Source organism: Streptomyces sp. NBC_00335 (genome assembly GCF_036127095.1).
Lineage (GTDB): Bacteria > Actinomycetota > Actinomycetes > Streptomycetales > Streptomycetaceae > Streptomyces.
In genome coordinates this window covers 6735066-6760032 of the sequence record NZ_CP108006.1, presented here as the reverse complement: position 1 = coordinate 6760032, position 24967 = coordinate 6735066, and the positions used below count along the sequence as shown (strand labels likewise).

General features: G+C 72.9%; 25 protein-coding genes. 8 read left to right on the top strand and 17 right to left on the bottom strand.

All coding sequences use genetic code 11. From position 1 onward, the window contains the following. Positions 1 to 6: 6 nt before the first annotated feature. The 3 genes from OHA37_RS30675 to OHA37_RS30665 all read right to left on the bottom strand — a co-directional run bounded on the left by OHA37_RS30675 (position 7) and on the right by OHA37_RS30665 (position 3393). On the bottom strand, positions 7 to 822 hold the full coding sequence (locus OHA37_RS30675) for a DUF1684 domain-containing protein (protein WP_266909952.1): 816 nt from the start codon (positions 820 to 822) through the stop codon (positions 7 to 9). Between the two features lie 147 nt (positions 823 to 969). Further along, the gene (locus OHA37_RS30670; RefSeq protein WP_266909950.1) at positions 970 to 1848 is read right to left on the bottom strand and encodes a S1 family peptidase; all 879 of its coding nucleotides are present in this window, start codon (positions 1846 to 1848) and stop codon (positions 970 to 972) included. A gap of 399 nt (positions 1849 to 2247) precedes the next feature. After that, complete coding sequence (locus OHA37_RS30665; protein ID WP_266909948.1) at positions 2248 to 3393, bottom strand: DUF5685 family protein; 1146 nt, start codon at positions 3391 to 3393, stop codon at positions 2248 to 2250. Positions 3394 to 3677: 284 nt separating this feature from the next. Here OHA37_RS30665 and OHA37_RS30660 point away from each other — a divergent pair, with 284 nt between their 5' ends. After that, complete coding sequence (locus OHA37_RS30660; protein WP_243340959.1) at positions 3678 to 4130, top strand: cell division protein SepF; 453 nt, start codon at positions 3678 to 3680, stop codon at positions 4128 to 4130. A gap of 66 nt (positions 4131 to 4196) precedes the next feature. Here the strand turns inward: OHA37_RS30660 and OHA37_RS30655 are convergent, their stop codons facing one another. Continuing rightward, on the bottom strand, positions 4197 to 5366 hold the full coding sequence (locus OHA37_RS30655) for an acyl-CoA dehydrogenase family protein (RefSeq protein ID WP_243340961.1): 1170 nt from the start codon (positions 5364 to 5366) through the stop codon (positions 4197 to 4199). A 162-nt stretch (positions 5367 to 5528) separates the two neighbouring features. Between OHA37_RS30655 and OHA37_RS30650 the strand changes: the two genes are divergently transcribed. Next, positions 5529 to 6512 carry a helix-turn-helix transcriptional regulator gene (locus tag OHA37_RS30650; RefSeq protein ID WP_266909944.1) on the top strand — a complete coding sequence of 328 codons (984 nt, stop codon included), beginning with the start codon at positions 5529 to 5531 and terminating at the stop codon, positions 6510 to 6512. Positions 6513 to 6834: 322 nt separating this feature from the next. On the opposite strand, the gene OHA37_RS30645 is transcribed toward OHA37_RS30650, so the two are convergent. Together OHA37_RS30645 and OHA37_RS30640 are read right to left on the bottom strand one after the other, a co-directional pair. Further along, positions 6835 to 8013, bottom strand: a complete 1179-nt coding sequence (locus OHA37_RS30645) for a phosphatase PAP2 family protein (RefSeq protein ID WP_266909942.1) — start codon at positions 8011 to 8013, stop codon at positions 6835 to 6837. Positions 8014 to 8250: 237 nt separating this feature from the next. After that, positions 8251 to 9366 (bottom strand): hypothetical protein, encoded by a 1116-nt coding sequence (locus OHA37_RS30640; protein WP_443046235.1) that lies wholly within the window; start codon positions 9364 to 9366, stop codon positions 8251 to 8253. A gap of 244 nt (positions 9367 to 9610) precedes the next feature. Here OHA37_RS30640 and OHA37_RS30635 point away from each other — a divergent pair, with 244 nt between their 5' ends. Next, positions 9611 to 11293 (top strand): MFS transporter, encoded by a 1683-nt coding sequence (locus OHA37_RS30635; protein WP_266909938.1) that lies wholly within the window; start codon positions 9611 to 9613, stop codon positions 11291 to 11293. Between the two features lie 211 nt (positions 11294 to 11504). On the opposite strand, the gene OHA37_RS30630 is transcribed toward OHA37_RS30635, so the two are convergent. Continuing rightward, the gene (locus tag OHA37_RS30630; protein ID WP_323182373.1) at positions 11505 to 12287 is read right to left on the bottom strand and encodes a transglycosylase family protein; all 783 of its coding nucleotides are present in this window, start codon (positions 12285 to 12287) and stop codon (positions 11505 to 11507) included. A 285-nt stretch (positions 12288 to 12572) separates the two neighbouring features. Between OHA37_RS30630 and OHA37_RS30625 the strand changes: the two genes are divergently transcribed. Continuing rightward, positions 12573 to 13370 (top strand): hypothetical protein, encoded by a 798-nt coding sequence (locus OHA37_RS30625; protein WP_266909936.1) that lies wholly within the window; start codon positions 12573 to 12575, stop codon positions 13368 to 13370. A 251-nt stretch (positions 13371 to 13621) separates the two neighbouring features. After that, positions 13622 to 14050 carry a hypothetical protein gene (locus tag OHA37_RS30620; RefSeq protein ID WP_266909934.1) on the top strand — a complete coding sequence of 143 codons (429 nt, stop codon included), beginning with the start codon at positions 13622 to 13624 and terminating at the stop codon, positions 14048 to 14050. 25 nt (positions 14051 to 14075) lie between these two features. On the opposite strand, the gene der is transcribed toward OHA37_RS30620, so the two are convergent. From der to OHA37_RS30595, 5 genes are all read right to left on the bottom strand, one after another. Further along, positions 14076 to 15536: a ribosome biogenesis GTPase Der gene (der, locus tag OHA37_RS30615; protein WP_266909932.1), complete on the bottom strand. Its 1461-nt coding sequence runs from the start codon at positions 15534 to 15536 to the stop codon at positions 14076 to 14078. A 75-nt stretch (positions 15537 to 15611) separates the two neighbouring features. Further along, on the bottom strand, positions 15612 to 16199 hold the full coding sequence (locus OHA37_RS30610; RefSeq protein ID WP_266913226.1) for a lysophospholipid acyltransferase family protein: 588 nt from the start codon (positions 16197 to 16199) through the stop codon (positions 15612 to 15614). Between the two features lie 56 nt (positions 16200 to 16255). After that, the gene (gene cmk / locus OHA37_RS30605; RefSeq protein ID WP_266909930.1) at positions 16256 to 16960 is read right to left on the bottom strand and encodes a (d)CMP kinase; all 705 of its coding nucleotides are present in this window, start codon (positions 16958 to 16960) and stop codon (positions 16256 to 16258) included. A gap of 199 nt (positions 16961 to 17159) precedes the next feature. After that, entirely contained in the window at positions 17160 to 18248 is a 1089-nt protein-coding gene (locus tag OHA37_RS30600) for a prephenate dehydrogenase (protein WP_266909928.1), read from the bottom strand. A 157-nt stretch (positions 18249 to 18405) separates the two neighbouring features. Beyond that, a complete protein-coding gene (locus tag OHA37_RS30595; RefSeq protein WP_266909926.1) occupies positions 18406 to 18852 on the bottom strand; it encodes a YidB family protein in 447 nt (148 codons plus the stop codon). Between the two features lie 136 nt (positions 18853 to 18988). On the opposite strand from OHA37_RS30595, the gene OHA37_RS30590 reads away from it, so the two are divergent. The 3 genes from OHA37_RS30590 to OHA37_RS30580 all read left to right on the top strand — a co-directional run bounded on the left by OHA37_RS30590 (position 18989) and on the right by OHA37_RS30580 (position 20632). Continuing rightward, on the top strand, positions 18989 to 19330 hold the full coding sequence (locus tag OHA37_RS30590) for a DUF952 domain-containing protein (RefSeq protein ID WP_266909924.1): 342 nt from the start codon (positions 18989 to 18991) through the stop codon (positions 19328 to 19330). 83 nt (positions 19331 to 19413) lie between these two features. Continuing rightward, on the top strand, positions 19414 to 19884 hold the full coding sequence (locus OHA37_RS30585) for a Rieske (2Fe-2S) protein (protein WP_266909922.1): 471 nt from the start codon (positions 19414 to 19416) through the stop codon (positions 19882 to 19884). A gap of 28 nt (positions 19885 to 19912) precedes the next feature. Further along, a complete protein-coding gene (locus OHA37_RS30580) occupies positions 19913 to 20632 on the top strand; it encodes a nucleotidyltransferase domain-containing protein (protein WP_266909920.1) in 720 nt (239 codons plus the stop codon). On the opposite strand, the gene OHA37_RS30575 is transcribed toward OHA37_RS30580, so the two are convergent. From OHA37_RS30575 to pnuC, 5 genes are read right to left on the bottom strand one after another with little or no spacing between them, the layout of a single operon-like run. Then, positions 20629 to 21381, bottom strand: a complete 753-nt coding sequence (locus tag OHA37_RS30575; RefSeq protein WP_266909918.1) for a nucleotidyltransferase domain-containing protein — start codon at positions 21379 to 21381, stop codon at positions 20629 to 20631. The two genes, OHA37_RS30580 and OHA37_RS30575, sit on opposite strands and share 4 nt — an antisense overlap. 3 nt (positions 21382 to 21384) lie before the next feature. Next, positions 21385 to 22422 carry an ADP-ribosylglycohydrolase family protein gene (locus OHA37_RS30570; protein ID WP_266909916.1) on the bottom strand — a complete coding sequence of 346 codons (1038 nt, stop codon included), beginning with the start codon at positions 22420 to 22422 and terminating at the stop codon, positions 21385 to 21387. Continuing rightward, the gene (locus OHA37_RS30565; protein ID WP_266909914.1) at positions 22419 to 23225 is read right to left on the bottom strand and encodes an NUDIX hydrolase; all 807 of its coding nucleotides are present in this window, start codon (positions 23223 to 23225) and stop codon (positions 22419 to 22421) included. Before OHA37_RS30565 ends, OHA37_RS30570 begins: the two co-directional genes overlap by 4 nt. After that, positions 23222 to 24328, bottom strand: a complete 1107-nt coding sequence (locus OHA37_RS30560; RefSeq protein ID WP_266909912.1) for an AAA family ATPase — start codon at positions 24326 to 24328, stop codon at positions 23222 to 23224. The genes OHA37_RS30565 and OHA37_RS30560 overlap by 4 nt, the downstream gene beginning before the upstream one ends. Further along, positions 24325 to 24942: a nicotinamide riboside transporter PnuC gene (pnuC, locus tag OHA37_RS30555; protein ID WP_266909910.1), complete on the bottom strand. Its 618-nt coding sequence runs from the start codon at positions 24940 to 24942 to the stop codon at positions 24325 to 24327. Before pnuC ends, OHA37_RS30560 begins: the two co-directional genes overlap by 4 nt. Positions 24943 to 24967 lie beyond the last annotated feature (25 nt).

Sequence of the window (24967 nt, the reverse complement as noted above, 5' to 3'; positions counted from 1 at the left end):
CTGGTGTCAGATACCGCTAGCAAGGGCGCCTTTCAGCCGCCGCTCGCCCGCCTCGATCCCGAAGGGCAGGGTGTTGCCGGGCGGAGGGAAGGGGCAGACGAAGTGGTCCGCGAAGGCGCAGGGAGGCAGCTGGACCCGGTTGAGGTCCACGGTGATCGAGCCGTCGGCGGCCGGGATTCCGGGCCTGAGGAAGCGGAACCGGTAGCTGGAACGGCCGCCGGTGGCATCCCCGACGACCGCCCAGAGACTGCCGTCCCCCTCGTCCACCGCGACCCGCAGCGCGTGCCGGGCGCCGGCGAAGTCGAAGCCCAGCTCACCGCCCAGGCCGAGCCCGCGCGCGCGTCCGTCGACGTTCTCGACCTGGACCGTCCGGTCCTCCCCGTACGGGATGAACCGTCCCGGCACCGCGTACGCTGGGTCGTACGGGGTGACCTCGATCCCGGCGAAGGCCGCCCGGCCCGGTGCGGCCGGGTCGAACACCCGTACCGCCCATTCCCCTTCGCGCCGGATCACGACGAGCCGCACCTCCCCCGCGCGGAGCCGGGAGTGCGAGGGCGGGGCCTCGTCGGCGGCGAGGACGGCGGCGCCGGTGAGGGGTGCGTCGTCCAGGGCGATCCCGTCCTCGGGACCGGCGGTCAGGGTCACTCCTGCGGTGGTGGCCCGCCAGTGTCCCGGAACGGCCGGAATTCGACCTTCCGGGTAGTCGGCGAGCCAGTGGGTGCCGGTCAGTGCGAGCGGCCCGTAGGGGGCGGACACGGTGACCACCCGATGCTCGTGCCACCGCTCCCAGGCCGCGGCCGGATCTTCTGCGTCAGCGCTCATGCCGCTCAACCCTTCCACGCCGGCCCCGCGGGAAACCGGAAGGCCGGCAAATGGACACGAACGCACTGGACCTCCTCCCGGAAGACGGGAGGAGGTCCAGGGTGAAGCGGGTGAATCAGGTGAAAAGGTAAAGCGGGTGCGTGTGGCTTAGAACACGGTCACGTTGTAACGGGTGAGCACTTCCCGGACGGGCTGGAAGTACGTGACACCGCCCGACTTGCAGTCACCGCTGCCGCCGGAGGTCAGGCCGAGGGCGTGGGTGCCGGTGTAGAACGGGCCGCCGCTGTCGCCGGGCTCGGCGCAGGCGTTGGTCTGGGTCAGACCGTAGACGATGTTGCCGTTGCCGTAGTTGACCGCCTTGTTGAGACCGGTCACCTTGCCGTAGCGGGTACCGGTGGTGGAACCGGTCCGCTTCACGCTCATGCCGACGGTGGGGTTGATCGCGTCCTTGATGTCCTGGCCGTAGACCGCACCGGAGTGCGACAGGCCCTTGTTGTCGTAACGGACGATCCCGTAGTCGTTGCCCGGGAAGCTGGAGCCCGCCGTCGCGCCGATGACCACGCCGCTCGTGTTCGCGTACCAGGTACCCGCACCCTGGGTGCAGTGACCGGCGGTCAGCGCGTAGTAGAGGGTGCCCCGGCGCACGTTGAAGCCGAGGGAGCAGCGCTTCGTCGTGGTGTAGATCGCCTGACCGCCCGTGGTCAGCTGCGAGAGCTTTCCGTGGGTCCGCTCGATGCGCACGGCCGAGCCGTTCGACCCGGCCTCCTTCTTGATCTTCGCGATGTTGGCCTCCGACACGGTGGAGTCGGCGGTCACCACGAGGGTCCCCGTCTCGTCGGCACCCCACGCGGTACCAGCGACATCGGCGCGCAGGACCGCGGCCTCGGCCGCGGCGAGGCGGTCGGCGTTGACGCTGGCACCGCTCGGGGCCTCGGCCGCGGCCGCGGGACCCGCGAGCGTGGCCACGGCGGTCAGACCGACGGCAGCCGCGAAGAGCCTGGAACGGAAGATGCGCTTGACTGTCACTTAGTTGTCCTCCCGGAAGGGATCGAAGGCCCGGAATTCAGGTGCGGTGTCCAGGGCCTGTATGGGTGCTCAGAGGCAGGACGGACGAATCACCGTTCGCCGTGCCCCTGACAAACCTCGTAAATGCTATCGAATGTTTTCTGCCGCCAGAGGTGCCAGGCAAGACCGTAATTCAGCCACCGGCGACCCCAAAGGCCCCCAAAAGCCCGCTCCACGTCGACGGCGACCCGGACAGACGATCCGAAACGGCCTGAATTCGCCCCGGACGGCAAGGTTCCGACCGAAGAGCCGCCGTGCACAGCTGTTGCACAGTCGGGACAAAGGCAGGGCGCGTACATCGGACATACGGCGCACAGGCCCACCAAAGGCGGCACACGGGAAAGGGCGCCGGGGACCGCGTCAGCAGTCGCAGCCGCAGCCGTCGCAGCAGCAGCAGCCGTCGCAGCTGCAGTCACAGTTCGGACCGCAGTCGCAGTTGTCGCACCACGCGTCCCTCTTCTTGCGGGACCACGGGCCCTCGTGGTCCGTGCAGCACAGCTGGCAGGTGCAGAACAGCCCCAGGGCCACCGCGCAGCCCGCCAGCAGGCCGCGGCGCGGCTTGCTCGGGGGCGCCGGCGGCGGGCCGAAGTCCACCGGAGGCGGCCCGAAGGAGCCCTCGGGGGCCGGGGCCGTCGCCGTGTGGGCGCAGCCCGCGGTCCCGAAGGCCCGGTCCACCGAGGTGCGCAGCTCGTGCACGAGCAGCCGGTGGGCGAGGCCCGCGTCGGCGAACTCCACCTCCCGCAGCGCCAGCCGGATGCCCCGCAGGGCGTCGTCGCACAGCCTGCGGGCCTCGGCGATGGGGGTCCCGGTGGCGGTCAGCGGGTTCCAGGCGCCCGCCGCCGCGTCCGCCGCCTGGTCCTCGACGGCGTCCAGCAGGTGCGCGAGCCGCCCGAAGTAGCGTCCGGCCTCGGCGAGCGCGGGGGCGTTGCCTGGCCGCCCGGCGAGGGTCGCGGTATGGGCGAAGGCGGCGGCCGTGGCGGTCTCGGTCGGCTCGGTCACCACGAGCACCGGCGTGCCGGCTCCGGCCAGGGTCTCGATGCCCGTCTGCCGGTCCACGGCGTCGACGAGCACGGCCGTGTCGAAGCCGAGCGAGGCCCCGGTACGGGCACCCGCCCGGTCCCAGCCTCGGGCCACCCGGCGCGCCGCGAGGGCGATCGGGGCGCGGGCCAACAGGCCGTCCCGGTCGGCCACGTGGTCGCGCACCTTCGCGGAGGCCAGCACGAGCGAGACGGCGGCGGCGAGCCGCGCCCCCTCGCCGTTGGCCACGGCGGCGGTGCGCATCCCGCGCAGTGGACAGGGCCCGGCGGTGCGCCGGGAGCCCGGGGCGGGTCCGGACTGAGCCTCCGTCAGAACGGAGACGAGCAGCCCGTCGTAGTTGGTCACGATCCTCGCGAACTGGCCGTGGTCCCCCCGAAGTGCCAGGCACAGCCCGCAGAGATGGGCCATCCACTCCGTCTTGAACCGTTCCCCGAGGCGGTGCGTGCATGGTCTGACGATGCCGAACAAAACGATTCCCCCGTGTGTCATACGCGTGCTCGACGGGCATCGTAGCGACACCGTCCGTCACCCGTACGTCCCCATCGCTCACCCGTACGGCCGTACTGGTCGTATTTTCACTCAGACAGCAGCGGTACCCGCTGGGATCCTTGACCGTGCAACGGATGTTCTGCACCAGTACCGTCACGAAACCCCTGCGCGGCGACTATCCACTTGGCGCGTTGTCAGCATCATGGACGACGATAGGGACGCGGAAGAGAAGACAGAACTGACCGCGATGAAAGGAGGCGTCCATGGGTTCGGTGCGCAAGGCGAGTGCCTGGCTGGGTCTCGTAGAGGACAGCGACGACGAGCGTTACTACGACGACGACTACGCGGAGGCCCCGCAGGGGGGTTCGGTGGTCGGCCCCGGCGAGCAGTGGGTCACGGACCCGCGCGTCAAGGTGGCGTCGGAGTCCGCCGTCGATCAGGGCCGCCGCATCGCGACGGTCACCCCGGACGGTTTCCGCGACGCCCGCGGCATCGGCGAGCTGTTCCGTGACGGTGTCCCGGTCATCGTGAACCTGTCCTCGATGGACCCGGGCGACGCGAAGCGCGTGGTCGACTTCGCGGCCGGTCTGACCTTCGGTCTGCGCGGTTCGATCGAGCGGGTGGCGACCAGGGTCTTCCTGCTGACCCCGGCCGACACCCAGATCGTGAGCGGCGAGCCCGGCGGCCGCTCGCGCGACTTCTTCAACCAGAGCTGAGCAAGGCCCTCACCGGCCGCCTCCGGTTCCTTCCGGCCCTCCCGGCATCCAGTGGCCGTACCCGGCCTAGCGGAAGGCGTCGAGCCCGGTGAGCGCCTTGCCCAGCACGAGCTGGTGCATCTCGACGGTGCCCTCGTAGGTGAGGACCGATTCGAGGTTGGTGGCGTGCCGCATGACGGGGTATTCGAGGGAGATCCCGTTGGCACCGAGGATCGTCCGCGCGGTGCGACAGATCTCGATGGCCTCGCGGACGTTGTTGAGCTTGCCGAAGCTGATCTGCTCCGGCCGCAGGGTCCCCGCGTCCATCCGGCGGCCCAGGTGGTGGGCGAGCAGGATCCCCTTGTGGAGCTCCAGCGCCATGTCCGCGAGCTTGGCCTGCGTGAGCTGGAAGCCTCCGATGGGCCTGCCGAACTGCTCGCGCGTCTTCGCGTAGTCCAGCGCCGACTCGAAGCTGGCGCGCGCCGCACCCATGGATCCCCAGACGATCCCGTACCGCGCGTGGCTGAGACAGCCGAGCGGCCCCTTGAGCCCGGTGACCCCCGGAAGCACCGCGTCGGCGGGCAGCCGTACGTCGTCCAGGATCAGCTCGCTGGTCACCGAGGCGCGCAGGGACCACTTGTGCTTGATCTCCGGGGCGGAGAAGCCGGCGCTGTCCGTGGGGACGGCGAAACCGCGGATCCCCTCCTCGGTCTGCGCCCAGACGACGGCCACGGCGGCCACCGAGCCGTTGGTGATCCACATCTTGCGGCCGTTCAGGACCCAGTCCGAGCCGTCCCGCTTGGCGTGGGTGCGCATCGCGCCGGGGTCCGAACCGACGTCGGGCTCGGTCAGCCCGAAGCAGCCGATGAGTTCGCCGGCGGCCATGCCGGGCAGCCACCGCTGCTTCTGCTCCTCGGAGCCGTACTTCCAGATCGCGTACATCGCCAGGGAGCCCTGTACGGAGACCAGCGAGCGGATCCCGGAGTCGGCGGCCTCCAGTTCCAGGCAGGCGAGCCCGTACTGGACGGCGCTGGCGCCCGCGCAGCCGTAGCCCTGGAGCGACATCCCGAGGGCGCCGAGGGCGCCGAGCTCCTTGGCGATCTCCCGGATCCCGGGCAGCTCGCCGTTCTCGTACCACTCGGCGATGTGCGGCAGGACCCGGTCGGCGGCCCAGCCGCGGACGGTGTCCCGGATCGCGAGGTCCTCGGGCGTGAGGAGTTCGTCGAGCCCGAGCGGGTCGGTGGGAACGAAGGACACTGCGCCTCCTGGCAGGCCGGATCACAAAACCTAGCGCCGCAAGTTTGTCGGTCCGCCGGTCCGCGGTCCACCCGCTGCGGGTGTGACCCCCGTCCTGCCGCACGGCCTCCCTGTCGTGTGGCCCGGTCCTGCGATCCCCGGTCCTGCGGGCAGACTGCGGACATGCTTGATACCTCCGCGCGACTGCTGCGCCTGTTGTCCCTGTTGCAGGCCCACCGGGAATGGACCGGGGCCGATCTGGCGGGCCGGCTCGGCGTGACCCCGCGGACCGTGCGCCGGGACGTGGACCGGCTGCGGGAGCTCGGTTACCCCGTGAACGCCAGTCCGGGCACCGGCGGCGGGTACCAGTTGGGGGCCGGGGCCGAGCTGCCGCCGCTGCTGCTCGACGACGACGAGGCCGTCGCCGTGGCCGTGGGGCTGCGGACCGCCGCCGGGAACGGCGTGGAGGGCATCGGCGAGGCCTCCGTACGGGCGCTGGCGAAGCTGGAGCAGGTACTGCCCTCGCGGCTGCGGGCCCGGGTGTCCGCGCTGAACGAGTTCACCGTGCCCATGTTCCGCAGGGCGCGCGGCTCCACGGTCGACTCCTCCGTGCTCACCGAGCTGGCCGGCGTCTGCCGTGACGCCGAGCGGCTGCGCTTCGGATACCGGGACCACGGGGGCACCGTCACCCGCAGGACCGTCGAACCGCACCGGCTGGTGTGCAGCGAGCGCCGCTGGTACCTCGTTGCCTGGGATCTGGACCGGGAGGGCTGGCGGACCTTCCGGGTGGACCGGATCGAGCTCAGGCCCCCGCACGGACCGCGCTTCACCCCGCGCCCGCCGCCCGCCGAGGACCTCGCCGCGTACGTCTCCCGGGGCATCTCCCAACGGGTGTACGCGACCCGCGCGGTGGTCCGGCTGCGGGTGCCCGAGCAGGAGGCGGCGCGGATCGTCGGACCGGCCGACGGGACCCTGGAGCCGCTCGACGAGCAGAGCTGCATCCTGCGCACCGGGGCGGTCAACCTCGATGTCCTCGTCATTCACATCATGATGATCGGGTGTGAGTTCGAGGTCATCGAACCGGCCGAACTGACGGACCGGATCCGGGCCGCGCGAGATCGGCTCGGCAGGTCTCTGGAACCGCTCGTGAACCAGCCGGAGAAGTGAAGGGTTTGTAAGGAAGCGGAGGGGGACCGGAGCACGCCCCGGCCACAATTCCGGGGAGTTGCGGGGGAATTCGAAACAGAATTCCCCCCGGGCGTGTCGCGGGACGGGAAATAAAAGGTCCAGACAAACTCCGCCGTGGAGGACTGTCGACAATCCGTGACACAAGCGTGACCCGGTATGGAGGAACGTCCGGGCGCGCCGCTGACGTTCCGGGCCTTTCGCGGCCGCCGTGCCCCGGACGCGCCACGGCGGGCCCCGGTCGTCGACCGGGGCCCGCCGTGGATGCGCGAGCGGAAGGGGTGCGTACCGCCCGGGGTCCGGCTCAGCCGCCGGTGGCCGGGCGGGGCGCCGCGCCGCGCACGGGGGCGCGGTCGGCGTGGGCCGGCCGGCGGCTGCCTGCCGGGGTGAGCGGGGTCCGCTCCGAACGGATCAGGTGCGGACGGCCGGAGAGGTGGACGGCGGGCCGGGCGGCGGGCTGGTGGCCCGCAGCAGCCTGGGCGGAAGCGGAAGCGGCGGCCGACGCCGGGACCGGAACCTGCGGGGGCTCGGCCGGCTCGGGCTGCCGCAGGACGACCGCGGGCTGCACCAGCGGCACGGGAAGTACGGGCGCCGCCGGCGGCACGGGCTCCCCCGACGGCCGCTCGGACGGCTCGGCGGCGGCCCGCTGGAGCTGCCACTTGCCGCCGGCCGAGAGCAGTGGGACGAGCACTCCGGTGAGGGCCTCGGGCACCTGCCCGGCCTCCACGAGGCTGCGCAGCCGGGCCCGCACGTCGAAGACGTAGGCCTCGGCCAGCGCGATGAACGGCTCGAACCACGGCAGCGCCAGCAGCACGAGCAGGCCGGCGAGCCAGCCGAGCAGGACGTCGCTGACCCAGTGGGTGCCGAGGTAGACGGTGGTGGCGCCGACGCTCAGGGAGACCACGGCGGACACCAGGGACAGCACCCGGCGGGTGACCACCGTGGACGCCAGGTAGGCCAGGATTCCCCAGGTCACCACGGCGTTGGCGGTGTGGCCCGAAGGAAATATATCTCCGCCGGCGAAGAGCTCCGCCGAGCCGATCTCGGTGGCGTAGTGCGGACCGAGCCGGCCCAGTCCGAGCTTGACGGCGCCCACGGTGATGTTGAGCAGCAGCAGCGCCACGCCGAGGGTGATCAGCGGGCGGAGGGTGTGCTGCCGCCAGGACCGCCAGCCGAGCCAGGCGGCGACCATGACCGCGGTGGGGCCGCGCTGGCCCAGGACGACGAGGTAGTCGAGGAAGGCGTGGAGCTGCGGCCACTGCTCGTACGGCCGGAAGAACATGATCTGCCAGTCGAGGCGGACGAGCCAGGAAGTGGTCAGCACCGCGACGACGATTGCCAGGTAGAAGCCGAGGGTCGCTCCGAGGAGCACGACGCGGTGCCGGCTCATCCGCGGTGTTTGCAGATGAGCCGGTCGCTCTGGTTCCCGGTCCAGCCGGGCGAACACCCGCTCCAGTCTGGGCAGGATTTGGTCGGTACGCACTCAATCGACGTTACCGCGCGCCGATGGGCACCCCGGTCGAATCACGCGCTTTGTGATGACCATGTGATGTGGACTTGGTCTCACGCGGGACTTAATTCCCGGTATTCATCCTTTGGTTGGAGTGACGGAGGCCCCTTCCTCCGGTCTTTTCCTCGCATACTTAGGCCGCATTTATCAGTCCCGGTCAATTACTTTGCCCGAAGATGGAACGGAACGATCCATTCCGTGATCCCGGGCCTACGGAGGCCCCGAGCCGTTCAGCCAGAAGGCCCCGTACGCGGCCGCGGCGACGGCCGCCGCACCCAGCACCGCGGCCGCCCGGCCCGTCCGCCACCGGGCCAGCGCCACCGCCGGCGGGAACACCAGCGGGAAGGCGGGGAGCAGCAGCCGGGGCTTGGAGCCGAAGTACCCGGAGGCGCACAGGGCCAGCGCCACCACGATCCCGGCGTACACCAGCAGCGGCAGCGGCTGGCGCCGCCGCACGCAGAGCGCGTACAGCCACAGCACCAGTGCGACCCCGGCGATCAGCCCGATCCCGGCGGCGAAGGCCGGCGAGGCCAGTCGCGCCCCGATGAACCGGGCGAACGCCCAGCCGCCGTCGAAGCCGTTTCCCCAGCCGCCCTGTACGTCCAGGTACCCGGTCAGGCCGCCGCCGGTGCGCGCGCCCACCCACAGCACGTACGCCGCCGCTCCGAGCGGGGCCAGCAGCGCCCCCGCCACCGGCCGCCAGGAGCGTTCCCCGCCGCGCAGGGCCAGGGCGGCGCCCACCCACACCGCCGCGACCACGGCGGCTCCGACCGGGCGGGTCAGCCCCGCCCCGGCCGCGAGCAGGCCGGCCGTGAGCCAGTGCCCGCGCAGGATCCCGTAGAGGCTCCAGGCGGCCAGCGCGGTGAACAGCGACTCGCTGTACGCCATCGACTGGACGATCCCGACGGGCAGCGCGGCCCAGACCGCGACGGCGAACACCCCGGCCCGGCGGCCGTGGAGGAGTTCGGCGACCGCGAAGATCCCCCAGGCCGCGGCGAGCCCGGCGAGCGCCGACACCACCAGGCCCGCGGATCCGTGGCCGAGCCCGGTGACGGCCGACACCAGCCGCTCCAGCCAGGGCAGCAGCGGGAAGAAGGCCAGGTTGGAGTGGACGTCGCCGTTCGGGAGCGCCACCTCGTACCCGTACCCCTCGGTGGCGATCCGGGCGTACCAGAGGGAGTCCCAGCGGGCCGAGAGCAAGGTGTGCGCGCTACTGCCGGCCGCCGCCCCCCACACCGTGAGCACGGCCAGCCCCAGCAGCCGAACCGCCACGAACACGGCCAGAGCGGGCGCGGCCCGACGAAATCCAAGATCCTTCACGGGCATGATTATCGAGGTCGGGGGCAGGCGCGCCCGGGCAGGAGGGGCCGAGGTGGAACGAGTGGCGCACACCACATCGCAGCCGGCGGCGGGATGAGAGCTTGACCACGTGTCGGACAGCCGAACTCGCGTACGCTGACCCTTCACTCGCGTGTCGACGCCGGACCCCGTAGGACGCCACCCTCCCCACCCGTGGCTCCGAGAAGACGCTGGTCCGCCGAGTGCGAGGGATCACCTGGGAGGTACATGCATGTCGGGGACGAACACGACCGGCGACAGGACCCCTTCCCCCCGGCAGCGACTGCGGCGACTCGGCGCGGCCTCCGGCGGGGCCAACCGCTGGGCCGTACTGGCGGTCCTCTGCGTGAGCCTGGTGCTCGTCGCGCTCGACGCGACGATCCTGCACGTCGCCGTTCCCTCCGTCTCCGAAGACCTGCGGCCCGGCCCGATGGAGCTGCTCTGGATCGTCGACGCCTACCCGCTGGTCTGCGCCGCCCTCCTCATCCTCTTCGGCACCCTCGGTGACCGCGTGGGCCGCCGCCGCGTCCTGCTCCTCGGCTACGGGCTCTTCGGCGCGGCCTCGGCCCTGGCCGCCCTCGCCGACAACGCCCAGGTCCTGATCGCGGCCCGTGCCCTGCTGGGCGTCGGCGGCGCGATGATCATGCCCGCCACCCTGTCGATCCTGCGCCAGGTCTTCCCCGACCGGCGCGAGCGGGCCCTCGCCATCGGCATCTGGACCGCCGTCGCCGCCGTGGGCGCGGCCAGCGGCCCCGTCCTCGGCGGCTTCCTGGTCCAGCACTTCTGGTGGGGCTCGGTCTTCCTGATCAACATCCCGCTCATGGTCATGATCCTGCCGCTGGGACGGTGGCTGCTGCCCGAGTCCAAGGGCACCTCCGACGGGCCCTGGGACGTGCTCGGCGCGCTCATGGCCGCCGGCGGCGTGCTCGGCTCGGTCCTCGGGATCAAGCGGCTCGGCGCCGAGCGCCACCTCACCGACCCGCAGGCACTGGTCCCGCTGCTGATCGGGGCGGCGCTGCTCGTGCTCTTCGTACGGCGCCAGAAGCGCCGCGCGCACCCGCTGATCGACATGCGGATGTTCTCCCGGCCGGCCTTCACCACCTCCGTGGGCTGCATCGTGCTGGCCATGCTGGCGCTGGTCGGCCTGGAACTGATCGCCGTCCAGTACCTCCAGCTCGTGCTGCACCTGAGCCCGCTGGAGACCGGGCTGCGCCTGCTCCCGCTCACCTTCGCCGCGATGGCGGCGGGCGCGACCGGCTCCTACACGCTGGCCCGGACCGGCCCGCGCAGGATGGTCTCGCTGGGCTTCGTCCTGACCGCCGGCGCGGTCCTGCTCCTGACCCTCATGGGTCAGCACGACCGCCCGGTCCTGCTGACGGCCGGCTTCGTCCTGCTCGGCTTCGGCCTCCAGACCACCCTCTTCGCGGCCTACGAGTCCATGCTGAGCGAGGCTCCGGCCGCGACGGCGGGCGGCGCCGCCTCGATCGGGGAGACCTCCTACCAGCTCGGTGCGGGCATGGGCATCGCCCTGCTGGGCAGCGTGATGAACGCGGCCTACGCGCCGGGCCTGGCAGCGGTTCCGGGGGTGTCGGCGGCCGACTCCGCCGGGGCCTCGCACTCGCTGGGCGAGGCCTACCAGATCGCGACGCGGCTCGGCGGCCCGGCGGGCGAGTCCCTGTTCACGGCCGCCCGGCACTCCTTCGTCCACGGGCTGCACGTCACGCTGCTGGTGAGCGCGGCGCTGCTCCTGGCGGGCGCGGCGATGGCCCTGAAGCTCCCCCGCACGATGGAGTGCGCGGACCCCGAGCCGGCCCAGATCCGCCTCCCCGCCCAGCCGGGCCCCGAACCGACCGCCCCCCGCATCCCGGCCCAGCCCACCCCCGACCACGACCCAGCCCTCGGCCACCCGGCCTGACACCCCAGCCCCGCGGAGCCCCTCCGGTCCATTCCAGCTCGCGCGGGCCGAAATCCAGCCCCTCCGGCGTTTGAGGAGCGGGGGTCCGGGGGCCGGCCCCCGGCAACGGCGCCGCACCCGGCAACGGGTCCGGGCGGAGCCCGGGGAACGGTGGAAGGGCGGGTAGGGGACCCAGCCCCGCAGGGCCAACCCACCCGCACCAGCCCACCGCCTACACCCTCGATCCCCCCACCGGACCGGGACTCACGGACAGGTCCCCCCGGCGCGGCACAGCCGACGCCCCCGGGGGCAGCACGCCCGGCACGGCCGACGCGGCCGGGCTCGCAACGGCCCCGGGCGGCGGGGACTGCGGCGCCGACGGGGGCTGGGATGCAGGCGGGGACTGCGGCGCCGACGGGGCCTGCGATGCCGGCGGGGACTGCGGCGCCTGCGCCGGCGGATCCGTCCGCACCGCCGGCAGCACCAGCATCACGCCGATCCGCAGCACTTCCGGCCGCGGCCCGACCACCACCCGGTTCACCGCATAGAGCGCCTGCCACCCACCCCGCACCCGGTGCCGCCGCGCGATCCCGACCAGCGTGTCCCCCTTCCGCACCACGTGCATCCGCCCCGCCAGCCCGTACCGCTTCGCGCACACGGGCCACGCCTCCCAGCCCTGGCTCCCCAGCAGCTCCTCCCCCACCCGGATCTGCTGCTCCCGCGTGGCGAGGTCCGCCCTCGGCGCGAAGGCCAGCCCCCCGTGCTCCTCCCACGTCGGCTGCCAGAACTGCAGTCCGCCGTAGAAGCCGTTGCCCGTGTTCACCGCCCAGCGGCCCCCGCTCTCGCAGTCGGCCACGCAGTCCCAGGGCCACTGCCCGCCGGGCCCGCAGTCCACCGACCGGCCGGGCGCCCCCGGCCTGGGCGGGGGCGGCGCCGCGACCGCCGCCGCCGATGCGAGCAAGAGGAGCGCCAGCGCCGCCGCGCCCACCCCACCCGGAACCCCGAAGTTGCGCATCGCGTCACGCTACGCAGCCCCGTACCACCCCCCGCGCTCGCCACACCGCGCCCTCCGCGCCCCCACCCGCTCGGCCCACCGCGCAAACGACCAGCACCGGCCATCAACTGCGCACAACCAAAAAAGAGTTGGCACGAAAACAACGGCCCGGTCGGACCGTTCACTCCTTCGGGGGTCCGGTTCGATTCCGTTCCCTCAAACGGCGTGACCCCGGCCGCCACTCCCCCGTTGAGCCCGGCGAGCCGGAACCCCCGGCCCCGCACGCCTAGTCCGAGGAGCCACCCCGTGCCGCGCATGCTCGAAGTCAGTGATGAGGTACGTGCCGAGATCGGCGACGAGGAAGCCGAGCGGCTGCTCGCAGGTGACGGATCCCCCGGCAGCTACGACTGCACTTCCTGCCGCACCCCCGGCGACTCCGAGCGCGAGCAGACCAGCACCGTGCTGTTCGTCGGCGACGAGACGGCCGTCCTGGCCTTCGCCCACGCCGGCTGCATCCCCTCGCAGGTCGTCTCCGTCCCCGAGGCGGACCTCCAGGGCGCCGTCCGCTCCATCACGGGCGACAGCCCCGCCCCGGCGGCCTCCCCCGCCGGCGACGTGCCGCAGTCCGTGCCCGGCGGCCAGGCCGTCCTCGGCATCACCAGCGGCCTGATCCTGATCAACGGGGAGCTGCACCCCGCCCTCGTGGTGGAGCCGACCGCGCCCATCGCGCGCCCCGGCACCACCGGTCCCGGCGACGACTTCCTCCCGCTCCTCATCGAGCAGGGCTTCATCCCCATGACCGACACCGAAGAGGTCCCGCAGGCCCTGACCGGCTGGTCGATCCTGCTCGCCGCGGGCCAGCTGCACTCGGTGCTCCAGCCCGGCCAGATCGCCTGGTGGCAGGCGCACCGGCCGCTGTCGGTCACCGACGGCTGGCGGGCCGCCGTCAACAAGACGCAGCGCGTCCTGGTCTACGCCGCCCCCGTCGGCACCATCGGCCAGCAGCCCCGCGAGGACCTGCTGCGCGACGCCCTGGACAAGGCCGCCCGCAACGGCAAGCTGGTCGCCGCCTCGATGCCGCTGGCGGGCACCCCGGGCGCCTGAGGCCCCGGCTCTGCGGCCCTCCCCGGGCTCCCGCCCGCCGCTCCGTCTTCCGTCCCCGAAACGGCCGTCCGACCCCCGCAGAGGGGGCCGGGCGGCGTGCGCCGGGGGTGCGCGGTCCGTCCCGCGCACCCCCGGCGATCTGCGTTTTCCGTCCCGCCACCCCGCATCCGTGGGCCGCCGGTTTCGTTGGCTGATACGTGCATTCCTACGATGTCTCCCGCGCCCCGTCCTATCCGAGCAGCGTCCCCCCGATGCGCCCCGTACGGGAGCTGGGGAGCTCTCCCGCCGCCTCGCACACGCCCATCTACGACACGCTGTACTCGGAGTACCTGCGCGCCTTCCGGGCCCTGCCCGGCGACCGCACGGGCGAGGAGGACCTCGGCTTCACGGCGTTCTCGTACGGGGGCTCCTACAGCGGCGCGTACGGCAGCGGCGCGGGCGCGTACGGCAGCGGCTCCGCGGCGGGCTCCACGAGCTCCTACGGGAGCGGCTGGAACGGTTCCTCATGGCAGTCGACGGGACAGCACGCCGGGCAGCAGGCGGACGCCTGGCAGCCCTCGCCGGCCCCGCAGCCGCAGTACTCGTACGCCGGCGCCGGATACGCGAACGGGCGCCAGCACCAGACCGGGATGCAGCACATCCCGGCGGCCCTGCCGCCCGCTCCGCGCCGGGGCTACTAGCCCCGGCGGCCCTACCGACGTCGCACTACATCTTGCGCTTGTGCTGCGCACCGCGCTTCTCGCGGACGCGGACCGAGATGTGGATCGGGGTCCCCTCGAAGCCGAACTCCTCGCGCAGGCGGCGCTCGATGAAGCGGCGGTAGCCGTGCTCCAGGAAGCCCGAGGCGAAGAGGACGAACCGCGGCGGCTTGCTGCCCGCCTGTGTACCGAACAGGATGCGCGGCTGCTTGCCGCCCCGGATCGGGTGCGGGTGGGCGGCGACGACCTCGCCGAGGAAGGCGTTCAGACGGCCGGTCGGGATGCGCGTCTCCCAGCCGGCGAGCGCGGTCTCGATGGCCGGGACCAGCTTCTCCATGTGGCGGCCGGTGAGCGCCGAGACGTTCACCCGGGGAGCCCAGGCGACCTGCTGCATCTCGGTCTCGATCTCGCGCTCGAGGTAGTAGCGGCGCTCCTCGTCGAGGTCGTCCCACTTGTTGTACGCGATCACGATCGCGCGGCCCGCCTCGACGGCCATGGTGATGATGCGCTGGTCCTGGACGGAGATGTTCTCGGTCGTGTCGATCAGGATGACCGCGACCTCCGCCTTCTCCACGGCGGCGGCCGTACGCAGCGAGGCGTAGTAGTCGGCGCCCTGCTGGAGGTGGACCTTCTTGCGGATGCCCGCGGTGTCGATGAACTTCCAGACGACCCCGCCGAGCTGGATCAGCTCGTCGACCGGGTCGCGGGTGGTGCCGGCCATCTCGTTGACGACGACGCGGTCCTCCTTGGCCACCTTGTTCAGGAGGGAGGACTTGCCGACGTTCGGGCGGCCGATGAGCGCGATCCGGCGCGGGCCGCCGATGGCGGTGCCGAAGGTCTGCTCGGGGGCCTCGGGCAGGGCCTCCAGGACGGCGTCGAGCATGTCGCCGGTGCCGCGGCCGTGCAGGGAGGAGACCGGGTGCGGGTAGCCGAGGCCCAGGGACCACAGCGAGGCCGCGTCGGACTCGCCGCTCTGGCCGTCGACCTTGTTGGCGCACAGGACGACGGGCTTGCCGGCCTTGCGCAGCAGGCGGACGACGGCCTCGTCGGTGTCGGTGGCGCCGACCTTGGCGTCCACCACGAAGACGACCGCGTCGCAGGCCTCGATGGCGTACTCGGCCTGGGCGGCGACGGAGGCGTCGATGCCGAGGACGTCCTGCTCCCAGCCGCCGGTGTCGACGACCTTGAACCGGCGGCCGGCCCACTCGGCCTCGTAGGTGACGCGGTCGCGGGTGACGCCGGGCTTGTCCTCGACGACCGCCTCGCGGCGGCCGATGATCCGGTTCACCAGGGTCGACTTGCCGACGTTCGGGCGGCCGACGACGGCGAGGACGGGCAGCGGGCCGTGGCCGGCTTCCTGGAGGGCACCCTCGACGTCCTCGACGTCGAAGCCCTCTTCCGCGGCGAGCTCCATGAACTCCGCGTACTCGGCATCGCCAAGTGCTCCGTGGTCTTGCTGGTCGTTCATGAAGTCCGTTCCTCGTCGTTCGTGGTGATCGGTGGGGCCCGCGCAGCGCGGTTCCACTACTAGGTCAAGTCTCGCTCAGCGCCCGGTGAGGCGCTTGGCGTCGGCCAGGTGGGCGGTCAGCCGGTCCTGGATGCGTACGGTGGCCTGGTCCAGCGCGGTACGGGTACGGCGGCCACTGCCGTCCCCGGCGTCGAAGGCATCGCCGAAGACGATGTCGACCCTGCTCTTCAGCGGCGGCAGGGCCTTGACGACCCGGCCGCGCCGCTCGGTGTCCGCGAAGACGGCGACCGGCACTATGGGCGCACCGGCACGGACCGCGAAGTACGCGAGGCCCGCGCGCAGCGAGGCGAAGTCGCCTTCGCCCCGGGTTCCCTCGGGGAAGATCCCCAGGGCCCCGCCGTTCTCCAGCACCCCCAGCGCCCGGCTGACGGCGCTCCGGTCGGTGCCGGAGCGGTCCACCTTGACCTGCCCGATCCCTTCGAGGAAGGGGCCGAGCGGACCGACGTACGCCTCCTTCTTGATCAGGAAGTGCAGCGGCCGGGGCGCGGTCCCCATCAGCATGGGGCCGTCGATGATGTGCGAGTGGTTCACGGCCAGGATGACGGGGCCGGTGGCGGGGACCTTCCAGGCCCCCAGCACGCGCGGCTTCCAGAGGCCGTACATGAGCCCGATGCCGATCCTCCGGCCGACCGCCGCACCCTTGAGGGAGGGCGTATCGCTCACGCGCGGCCCCGCTTCTCTTCCACCAGCGTCACGACGCACTCGATGACCCTGTCGAGCGTGAGCTCGGTGGTGTCCACCTCGACCGCGTCGCCGGCCTTGGCCAGCGGTGAGGTCTTGCGGCCGGAGTCGGCGGCGTCGCGCTTGATCAGCGCTTCCTTGGTGGCCGCGAGGTCGGCGGCCTCCTTGCCCCGCAGTTCGCCGCTGCGGCGGGCCGCGCGGGCCTCGGCGGAAGCGGTGAGGAAGATCTTCAGGTCGGCGTCGGGCAGCACGGTGGTGCCGATGTCCCGGCCCTCGACGACGATGCCGTCGGCCTCGTCGGCCGCCTCGGCGGCGATGGAGCGCTGGAGCTCGGTGATCAGGGTGCGCACCTCGGGGACGGCGCTCACGGCGCTGACCTTGGAGGTGACCTCCTGGGTCCGGATCGGGCCGGAGGCGTCCTGGCCGTCGACGGTGATGGTCGGGGCGGACGGGTCGGTGCCGGACACGATGACCGGCTTGCCCGCCGCGAGGGCGATCGCCTGCGGGTCGTCGATGTCGATGCCGTTGGTGATCATCCACCAGGTGATGGCCCGGTACTGGGCACCGGTGTCCAGGTAGCGCAGCCCGAGCTTGGCGGCCACGGCCTTGGAAGTGCTGGACTTGCCCGTGCCGGAGGGACCGTCGATGGCGACGATCACGGCGGTCGGAGCTGCGGTTTCCACGGTGCGGGCACCTTCCTGGTTGCGCGTACGTGTCCGGGCGCGCCAATAGCGCCCCTCCTCCAGGTTACCGGGCTTTTCGCCGCCGCCCGCCGGGGCGTCGACGTGCGGCCCCGGGCCGGGCCTGGTACGGGCTCGGGGCGGCCCCGGGGGCAGGTCCGGGCCCGCACCGGGCCCGGCCTCCGGGGGCCTGGCGCCTCGCCTACGGCTGGCGCAGCGCCCAGCCGCGTTCGCGCAGCTCCGCCTGGAGTCCGGCCACGGCACGGGGTTCGACCATCAGCTGGACCAGGCCCGCCTGCTGCCCGGTCGCGTGCTCGATCCGCACGTCCTCGATGTTGACCCCGGCCCGGCCGGCGTCGGCGAAGATCCGGGCGAGTTCGCCCGGCTGGTCGGAGATGAGGACGGCCACCGTCTCGTAGACCGTCGGCGCGGCCCCGTGCTTGCCCGGGACCCGGACCCGGCCCGCGTTGCCGCGGCGCAGTACGTCCTCGATGCCGGCCGCCCCGTCCCGGCGCTTGTCCTCGTCGGCCGACTGCAGGCCCCGCAGGGCTTCCACGGTCTCCTCCAGGTCGGCGGCGATCCCGGAGAGCACGTCCGCCACGGGTCCCGGGTTGGCCGAGAGGATCTCCACCCACATGCGGGGGTCGGAGGCGGCGATCCGGGTCACGTCGCGGATGCCCTGTCCGCACAGCCGCACCGCGGTCTCGTCGGCCTCCTCCAGCCGGGCCGCGACCATGCTGGAGACGAGCTGCGGGGTGTGGGAGACCAGCGCTACGGCGCGGTCGTGCGCGTCGGCGTCCATGACCACCGGGACGGCCCGGCACAGGGCCACCAGTTCCAGGGCCAGGTTCAGCACCTCGTGGTCGGTGTCCCGGGTCGGCGTGAGCACCCAGGGCCGGCCCTCGAAGAGGTCGGCGGAGGCCGCGAGGGGGCCGGACTGCTCCTTGCCCGCCATCGGGTGGGTGCCGATGTACGCCTTGGTGTCCACGCCGAGCGCGTCCAGCTCCCGGCGCGGTCCGCCCTTGACGCTGGCCACGTCCACGTAGGCGCGGGCCAGGTCACGGCCTATGGCGTCGGCGAGGGCGGCGGCCACGTGGGCGGGCGGTACGGCGATGACCGCGAGGTCGGCCTTGCCCTGGTAGGGCTCCTCCGTGCCGGCGCCCAGCGCGGCGGCCGTACGGGCCTGCCCCTGGTCGCGGTCGGACAGGTGGACGGCGATGCCGCGGGCGGCGAGGGCGAGCGCCGCGGAGGTGCCGATCAGTCCGGTTCCGATGACGACGGCGGTTCTCACGGGGTGCTCCAGGGGTACAGGGGTGTGACGGCGGTGCGGTGCCTGCCTCAGGGTAGCCAGCGGGAATGCCTCGAGGGCCCGGCGTCCCGTCCGCTGGGACGGGACGCCGGGCCCTCGGGGACCGCCCGCGGCAGGACCGGGGCGCTCGGAGGCTCGCTCAGAGGTTCTGCTGCTTGATGATGTCCTCCAGCGAGCCGGTCGGCACCGAGCCCTGCGGGGTCAGCTTGTCCACGGCCTGCGGGAGCGCCTGCGCGATCTGGTCGGCGGCCGCCTCGGGGGTGACGCCCGCCTGCTCGGCGACCTTGGCCAGGGTCTCGTCCGGCAGGGCCTTGGCGATCTCCGGGCCGCTGACCGGCTGGTTCTCTCCGGTACCGACCCAGGACTGCGCCTGGTCGGTCAGACCCGACTTGGTCAGCATGTCCAGCAGCCCGCCGAGCGGGTTGTTCCCCGCGCCTCCGGCAGCCTGGGCGCCGCCGGCGCCACCGCCGCCGCCCATGAGGGCGCCGAGGAGGGAGCCCAGGATGTTGCCGCCGCCACCGCCGCCCTGTCCGCCGCTGCCGCCGAGAAGGCCGCCGAGAAGGGAGCCGAGGTCATTGCCCGCCATGGTGATGCCTTTCGATGAGGGACCGGGCGCGCGGAAATCGGCGTACCCGGCTTCGAGATACGGACAATGTCACCCAATAAGGGCACATCTGCCACTTGGCGCAGAGCCGCGCACCGGCTGCGGTAGAACGATCTGCATGATCTTCCACCTCGTACCGCTCGCCGACTGGAGCGCCGATCCCGAGCGCCCGTACGCCCCGTCCTCCCTCGAATCCGAGGGTTTCGTGCACTGTTCGGCGGATCCGCAGACCGCGCTGGCGATCGCCGCCTCGCACTACGGCGGCGTACCGGGAACCCTGCTCGCCGTGGAACTCGACGAGCGCGCCCTCACCAGCGAGGTCCGCCGGGAGGGTGAAGCGGGCATCCGCTACCCGCACGTCCACGGCCCGTTGAACCGGGAGGCCGTGGTGCGCGTGTGGGAGGTGGTACGCGCCCCAGGTGCGCCGGCGGAACTCGTTCCCCGGCCTCCGGAGGGCTGAGTCAAGGCGTGGCGGGGTGTTGTTGAGGCCCGTCACGCGCCAGGATGCCTCTCGCCATCCCGGCGATCACCCGAGGAGAAATCATGAGCGACCCCACCCGCGCTGCCCGGCGCACCGTACTGGCGGCCGGCGCGAGCGTCCTGGCAGGCGGCGTCCTGACCGCGTGCGGCGGAGCCGACGAGACGAAGCCTTCGTCCGAGGGCGGCAGCGCGCCCACGGCCCAGAACTCCGCGTCCGCCTCGTCCTCGGCTCCGGCCGCGGACGCCAAGGCCCTGATCAAGTCCTCGGAGGTGCCGGTCGGCGGCGGCACGGTCCTCAAGGACGAGAAGCTGGTCGTCACCCAGCCGACGGCGGGCGACTTCCGCTGCTTCACCGCGGTATGCACGCACTCGGGCTGCCTGGTGAACAAGGTGGAGGCCGGCACCATCGACTGCCCGTGCCACGGCAGCAAGTTCAAGGACACGGACGGCGCGGTGGCCAAGGGCCCGGCCACCAAGCCGCTGGCGGAGAAGAAGATCACCGTCTCCCCGGCGGGCGAAATCTCGCTCGCCTAGCCCGGGGACCCGGCACTAGCCTCGCGGGATGAACGAGGCCAACCAGCACGAACCGACCCCCGAGCCGCTCGAACTCTCCCTGGTCAGGGAGCACACGGTCTACTCGTGCGTGATGGGTTCGAGGGCGTTCGGCCTGGCGACGGAGGCGAGCGACACCGACAGGCGCGGTGTCTACCTCGCCCCGACGCCGCTGTTCTGGCGCTTCGAGAAGCCGCCGACGCACGTGGAAGGGCCCCGGGACGAGGAGTTCTCGTGGGAGCTGGAGCGCACGTGCGAACTCGCGCTGCGCGCCAACCCGAACGTCCTGGAGGTCCTGCACTCCCCCCTCGTCGAGGACCTCACCCCGGTCGGAGAGGAACTCCTCTCGCTCCGCGAGGCGTTCCTCTCCCGCCAGGCCCACACCACCTTCAGCCGGTACGCCGTCTCCCAGCGCGGCAAACTCCTCGGCGACCTCCGCAACCACGGCGCCCCGCGCTGGAAGCACGCCATGCACCTGCTGCGCCTGCTCCTGTCCTGCCGCGACCTGCTGCGCACGGGCCGCCTGGTGATCGACGCGACCCCCTACCGCGACCGCCTCCTCGCGGTCCGTCGCGGCGAACTCACGTGGGAGGAGGTCGACGCGTGGATGACCCGCCTGACGGAGGAAACCGAGGCCGCGCTCCCCACGACGCCCCTCCCCGGGGCCCCGGACCTCCCCCGCGTCGAGGACTTCCTCCTGCGCACCCGCCGGGCGTCGGCGACGGCCTAAGGCACCCGCCGCCGTACGACGAACTCGTCGAGCGCGTCGAAGGCGTCCGCATGCTCCGGCAACGGCGAGGCGTCCTGGGCTGCCGCCAGCACCCCGTGCAGCGCCTCGACGTCCCCTTCCACCCGCGCCGCGTCGACCCCGTCGGCCGCCCCGTGCTCGGCCTCGGCCTTGGCCTCGATCAGCGCGGCCAGGTACCCCGGCGCCTCGGGTACCTCGTCGAGCAGCGTGGGCAGGTGCGCCTGCACCTGCGCCGAGCGCATCAGGTGGATACCGGTGAGCAGCGCCCGGAAGGTGTAGAGCAGCGGCTTGAGCTCGGCCGTCTTCCCGTAGAGCCGCCACTGGGTGTTCGCGAAGCCCCGGTAATGGTGCGCGTGGTGGGAGGTCAGGACGCCCGGGGCCAGCGCCACCAGTTCCTCGTGGGCCGGCGTCGTGTGCACCACCAGGGGGGACAACAGCTGCTCCAGGACATAGCCGTTGCGGTTCAGCATCAGCCGGACGAACTTGCGCAGGTCGTGCGTGACGAGGTCCATCTCGGTGCCGTCCCGGAACCACATGCGGCTGCGCGTCTCCTGCGGGTCGCGGAGCGAGAGCAGCTCCGCCGCCGGCAGCAGGTGCGCTCCGCGCAGGTCGACGTCGGAGTCCTTGGAGGGGAAGCCGTAGAGGTGGGCGCCCGAGACCGTCGCGAAGAGCAGCGGGTCCGGCTCTTCCGCCACGACGGCGGTGAGGTCGATCTCCAGCGCGTCCAGCATGGTTCACGCGTCCCAGAGGGCGCCGAAGGACAGGAGCTCGGCGCGGTACTCGATGCGTCCCTCCCAGTCGCGGGGCCAGGCGTCCGCGCCGAGGTGGGCGCCCGCGAAGGCGCCGGCCAGGCAGGCGATGGAGTCGGAGTCGCCCGCCGTGCAGGCCGCGCGGCGCAGGGCCAGGAGCGGGTCTTCCGGGAAGAGCAGGAAGCACTGGAGGGCGGTGGCCAGGGCCTCCTCGGCGATCCAGCCCTCGCCGGTCGTGAGGCAGGGGTCGGTTTCCGGGGACGGGGTGCGCAGGGCCGCCGCGAGACGGTCCAGGACCTCCAGGCACTCGTCCCAGCCGCGCGCCATGAAGGACTCGGCCGAGGCGTCGGACGCCGTCCGCGTCCAGAGGTCGCCGAGCCAGCGCTCGTGGTAGCGGGTGCGGTTCTCCAGGGCGTACGAGCGCAGCTGCCCGACCAGGCCGGTCACCTCGGTGCCCTGCGCCAGCAGGAACACCGCCCGCGCCGTGAGGTCGGAGGCGGCCAGTGCGGTGGGGTGGCCGTGGGTCAGGGCCGACTGGAGCTGGGCCGCGCCGGCCCGCTCCTCCTCCGTCCAGCCGGGCACCAGACCGACCGGAGCCACCCGCATGTTCGCGCCGCAGCCCTTGGAGCCGAGCTGGCTGGCGTCGCGCCAGTCCCGCTCGGGAAGGTCAAGGAGGCTGCAGGCCTTCAGGCAAGTGTTGCCCGGGGCCCGGTTGTTCTCCGGGGAGTGGTACCAGTCCACGAACTCCTCCCGGACCGGGCGGGCGAGGCGCAGCGGGCCCACCCGGCCCCGCTCCGCGGCGGTCCGCATGCCGCGGGCGAGGGCCAGCGTCATCTGGGTGTCGTCGGTGACGATCGCCGGCCGGGGCAGGTCCATCTGCCGCCAGGGGCCGGTCTTCGCCAGGATCCTGGGCACGTCGTTGAACTCCGTCGGCAAGCCGAGGGCGTCTCCCAGGGCCAGTCCGATCAGGGAGCCCGTGGCGGCCCGCTTCGTGTGGGGCGGGTTCGTCGGCTTCGTCGTCATCGCGCGTGTCCTTCCGAGGGGCGCAGCAGGGGCGGGTGCAGGGTGTTGGCGGGGCCGGGCCGGTAGAGCGCGGCCGGTTTGCCGCGGCCGCCGGTGAGCCGGGCGGCTCCGGGCACGGCCTCGACGAAGCCGGGCGTGGCCAGGACCTTGCGGCGGAAGTTGGGGCGGTCCAGGACGGTGTCCCAGACGGTCTCGTAGACGGCCTGGAGCTCGCCGAGGGTGAACTCGGGCGGGCAGAAGGCGGTGGCCAGGCAGCTGTACTCCAGCTTCGAGCCGACCCGGGAGCGGGCGTCCGCGAGGATCTCCGCGTGGTCGAAGGCCAGTCCGAAGGCGGGCTCGCAGGCCTCCCCCACCGGCACCCAGCGGGCGCGGTCCGCGTCTCCGCCACCCCCGGCCACCGGTTCCGGCAGATCGGGGACGAGCGCGGTGAAGGCCACCGAGACCACCCGCATGCGGGGGTCGCGGTCCGGGTCGCTGTAGGTGCGCAGCTGGTCCAGGCGGAGGGCGTCGACCACCTGCGCCGACAGGCCGGTCTCCTCGGCCAGTTCGCGCCGGGCGGCCGTCTCGGCGGACTCGCGGGGCAGCAGGAAGCCGCCGGGCAGGGCCCAGGCGCCCGCGTACGGTTCCTGCCCGCGCCGGATCAGCAGCACGTGCAGGGTCCCGCCGCGCACGGTGAAGACGGCGAGGTCGACGGTCACCGCGAAGGGGGCGAAGGCGTGCGGGTCGTACCCCTGCCCGGGTCCCTGCCCGGGTCCGGGTCCGGGTCCCTGCCCGGGTCCGTGTCCGGGTCCGGTGTCACTCATCGGCTCCGCTCCCCCGTCCGCTCCGCCACCCGCTCCGGCAGCGGATCCGCGAACTGCCAGCCCTCCGCCAGCAGTCCGTCGACGGCGGCCACCGCCGCCGCCAGCCGCGCCTCGCGGTCCCCGCGGACCACCAGGTGGCGCTTCCCGGTCCGTTCCAGCTCCTCCAGGAACCGCCCGGTCATCCACGGCCGGAGCTCCGCTCCGTCGCGCAGCCCGTCGTCCTCGAAGGGCACGTCCGCGTGGTCGGTGAGCAGGTACAGGTCCCGCCGCGTCCCGGCGGCGATCCGCTCGACCTCCGCGCTGCGCGCGCCCATGTACCGCTCGTGCCAGATCCCGGTGGCGAAGGAGTCGGTGTCGCAGAAGAGCACCGGCGATCCCAGCCGGGCCGCCCGCTCCTCCTCCGCGTCCTGGCGCCGTGCGATCACCGGGAACTCCGCCGAGGTGAAGCTCACGTCGGCCCAGGTCGCCGCCGGGTCCGCGGCGCGCGCCGCCGCGAGCCGCTCCTCGCTGTACCGCCGGCCGTACTCCGCCACCCAGCCCGTCTTCGCCCACACCCCGCCGCGCCCCCGCCAGTGCTCGGCCAGGGCCCGCGACAGGGTGGTCGTGCCGGTGGACTCGGCGCCGAGTACGACGATCCGCCGGGTCAGGGCGGCCCGTACGGCGGGTCCCAGGAACTCCCAGTTCCCGACGGGGTCGGCCCGTACGGCCGTGCCGGACACCGGGAACAGGGTGCGGCCCCGGTCCACGCAGACCTCCTCGGCGCCGAACCGCCGCGCGAGCTCGGTCCCGTAGGCCTCGGAGGTGAAGACGGCGTCGACCGGGCGGCGCACCGCGCCCCGGAAGATCGCCATGTGCGCCTCCCAGACGGCCGGGTCGTGGAGGTCGACCGGGATGTCGTCGACCGCTCCGACCACCTCGGCCCCCGGGTGCGCCTCGCGCATCCAGGCGACCCGGTCGGCGAGCGGTACGGACTCCACGGAGGCCGCGCAGACCAGTACGGTCAGCCGCTCGCACTGGTCCTGCGCGGTGCGCACCAGGTGGTGGTGGCCGGCGTGCGGTGGATAGAACTTGCCGAGGACCAGGCCGTGGCCGTGGCGCTTCACGAAGTCACCGCCGTCGCCGCCGTCTCCGCCGTCGCCCCGCGGGCCGGGAGGGCCCGGCGCCAGCCGAGCAGTCCGGCCACGCACAGGGCGAGGAAGCCGACGTAGAGCAGGGAGGTCAGGTACAGGCCCTTGTAGGCGTACAGCGGGATGTAGACGAGGTCCGCGGCGATCCACAGCCACCAGGACTCGACGAGCTTGCGGCACTGCCCGTACGTGGCCATGAGCGAGAGCCCGGTCGTCAGGGCGTCCCAGAACGGGACGGTGGAGTCGGTGGCCCGGCTCAGCAGCAGGGTCAGACCGAGCACCCCCACCGCCCCCGCCGCGGCCAGCACGGTCCACTCGGCGGCCGTGGTGCGGCGCACGGGCAGGGCCGTGGTGGTGCCTGGTCCACCCCCGTGGGTCCAGGACCACCAGCCGTACGCGGCGAGGGCGATGAAGACGATCTGCAGCCCGGCGTCGGCGTAGAGGCCCGCCTGGGCGAAGAGCACGATGAAGAAGACGTTGTTCGCGATGCCGATCGGCCAGTTCGCGATGTGCTGCCGGGCGACCAGCCAGACGCACACGGCCCCCGTGACGAACCCGAGGATCTCGGTCCAGCTCGTCTGCCATCCCATGACGCCCACCCTCATCTCTTTATAG

What these genes read in the sequence shown, in the direction of transcription:
- OHA37_RS30675 (WP_266909952.1), bottom strand. Translation starts at nt 822, where the DNA reads ATGAGCGCTGACGCAGAAGATCCGGCCGCGGCCTGGGAGCGGTGGCAC.
- OHA37_RS30660 (WP_243340959.1), top strand. Translation starts at nt 3,678, where the DNA reads ATGGGTTCGGTGCGCAAGGCGAGTGCCTGGCTGGGTCTCGTAGAGGAC.
- OHA37_RS30650 (WP_266909944.1), top strand. Translation starts at nt 5,529, where the DNA reads ATGCTTGATACCTCCGCGCGACTGCTGCGCCTGTTGTCCCTGTTGCAG.
- OHA37_RS30640 (WP_443046235.1), bottom strand. Translation starts at nt 9,366, where the DNA reads ATGCCCGTGAAGGATCTTGGATTTCGTCGGGCCGCGCCCGCTCTGGCC.
- OHA37_RS30635 (WP_266909938.1), top strand. Translation starts at nt 9,611, where the DNA reads ATGTCGGGGACGAACACGACCGGCGACAGGACCCCTTCCCCCCGGCAG.
- OHA37_RS30630 (WP_323182373.1), bottom strand. Translation starts at nt 12,287, where the DNA reads ATGCGCAACTTCGGGGTTCCGGGTGGGGTGGGCGCGGCGGCGCTGGCG.
- OHA37_RS30620 (WP_266909934.1), top strand. Translation starts at nt 13,622, where the DNA reads ATGCGCCCCGTACGGGAGCTGGGGAGCTCTCCCGCCGCCTCGCACACG.
- der (WP_266909932.1), bottom strand. Translation starts at nt 15,536, where the DNA reads ATGAACGACCAGCAAGACCACGGAGCACTTGGCGATGCCGAGTACGCG.
- OHA37_RS30610 (WP_266913226.1), bottom strand. Translation starts at nt 16,199, where the DNA reads ATGTACGGCCTCTGGAAGCCGCGCGTGCTGGGGGCCTGGAAGGTCCCC.
- OHA37_RS30595 (WP_266909926.1), bottom strand. Translation starts at nt 18,852, where the DNA reads ATGGCGGGCAATGACCTCGGCTCCCTTCTCGGCGGCCTTCTCGGCGGC.
- OHA37_RS30590 (WP_266909924.1), top strand. Translation starts at nt 18,989, where the DNA reads ATGATCTTCCACCTCGTACCGCTCGCCGACTGGAGCGCCGATCCCGAG.
- OHA37_RS30585 (WP_266909922.1), top strand. Translation starts at nt 19,414, where the DNA reads ATGAGCGACCCCACCCGCGCTGCCCGGCGCACCGTACTGGCGGCCGGC.
- OHA37_RS30580 (WP_266909920.1), top strand. Translation starts at nt 19,913, where the DNA reads ATGAACGAGGCCAACCAGCACGAACCGACCCCCGAGCCGCTCGAACTC.
- OHA37_RS30575 (WP_266909918.1), bottom strand. Translation starts at nt 21,381, where the DNA reads ATGCTGGACGCGCTGGAGATCGACCTCACCGCCGTCGTGGCGGAAGAG.
- OHA37_RS30570 (WP_266909916.1), bottom strand. Translation starts at nt 22,422, where the DNA reads ATGACGACGAAGCCGACGAACCCGCCCCACACGAAGCGGGCCGCCACG.
- OHA37_RS30565 (WP_266909914.1), bottom strand. Translation starts at nt 23,225, where the DNA reads ATGAGTGACACCGGACCCGGACACGGACCCGGGCAGGGACCCGGACCC.
- pnuC (WP_266909910.1), bottom strand. Translation starts at nt 24,942, where the DNA reads ATGGGATGGCAGACGAGCTGGACCGAGATCCTCGGGTTCGTCACGGGG.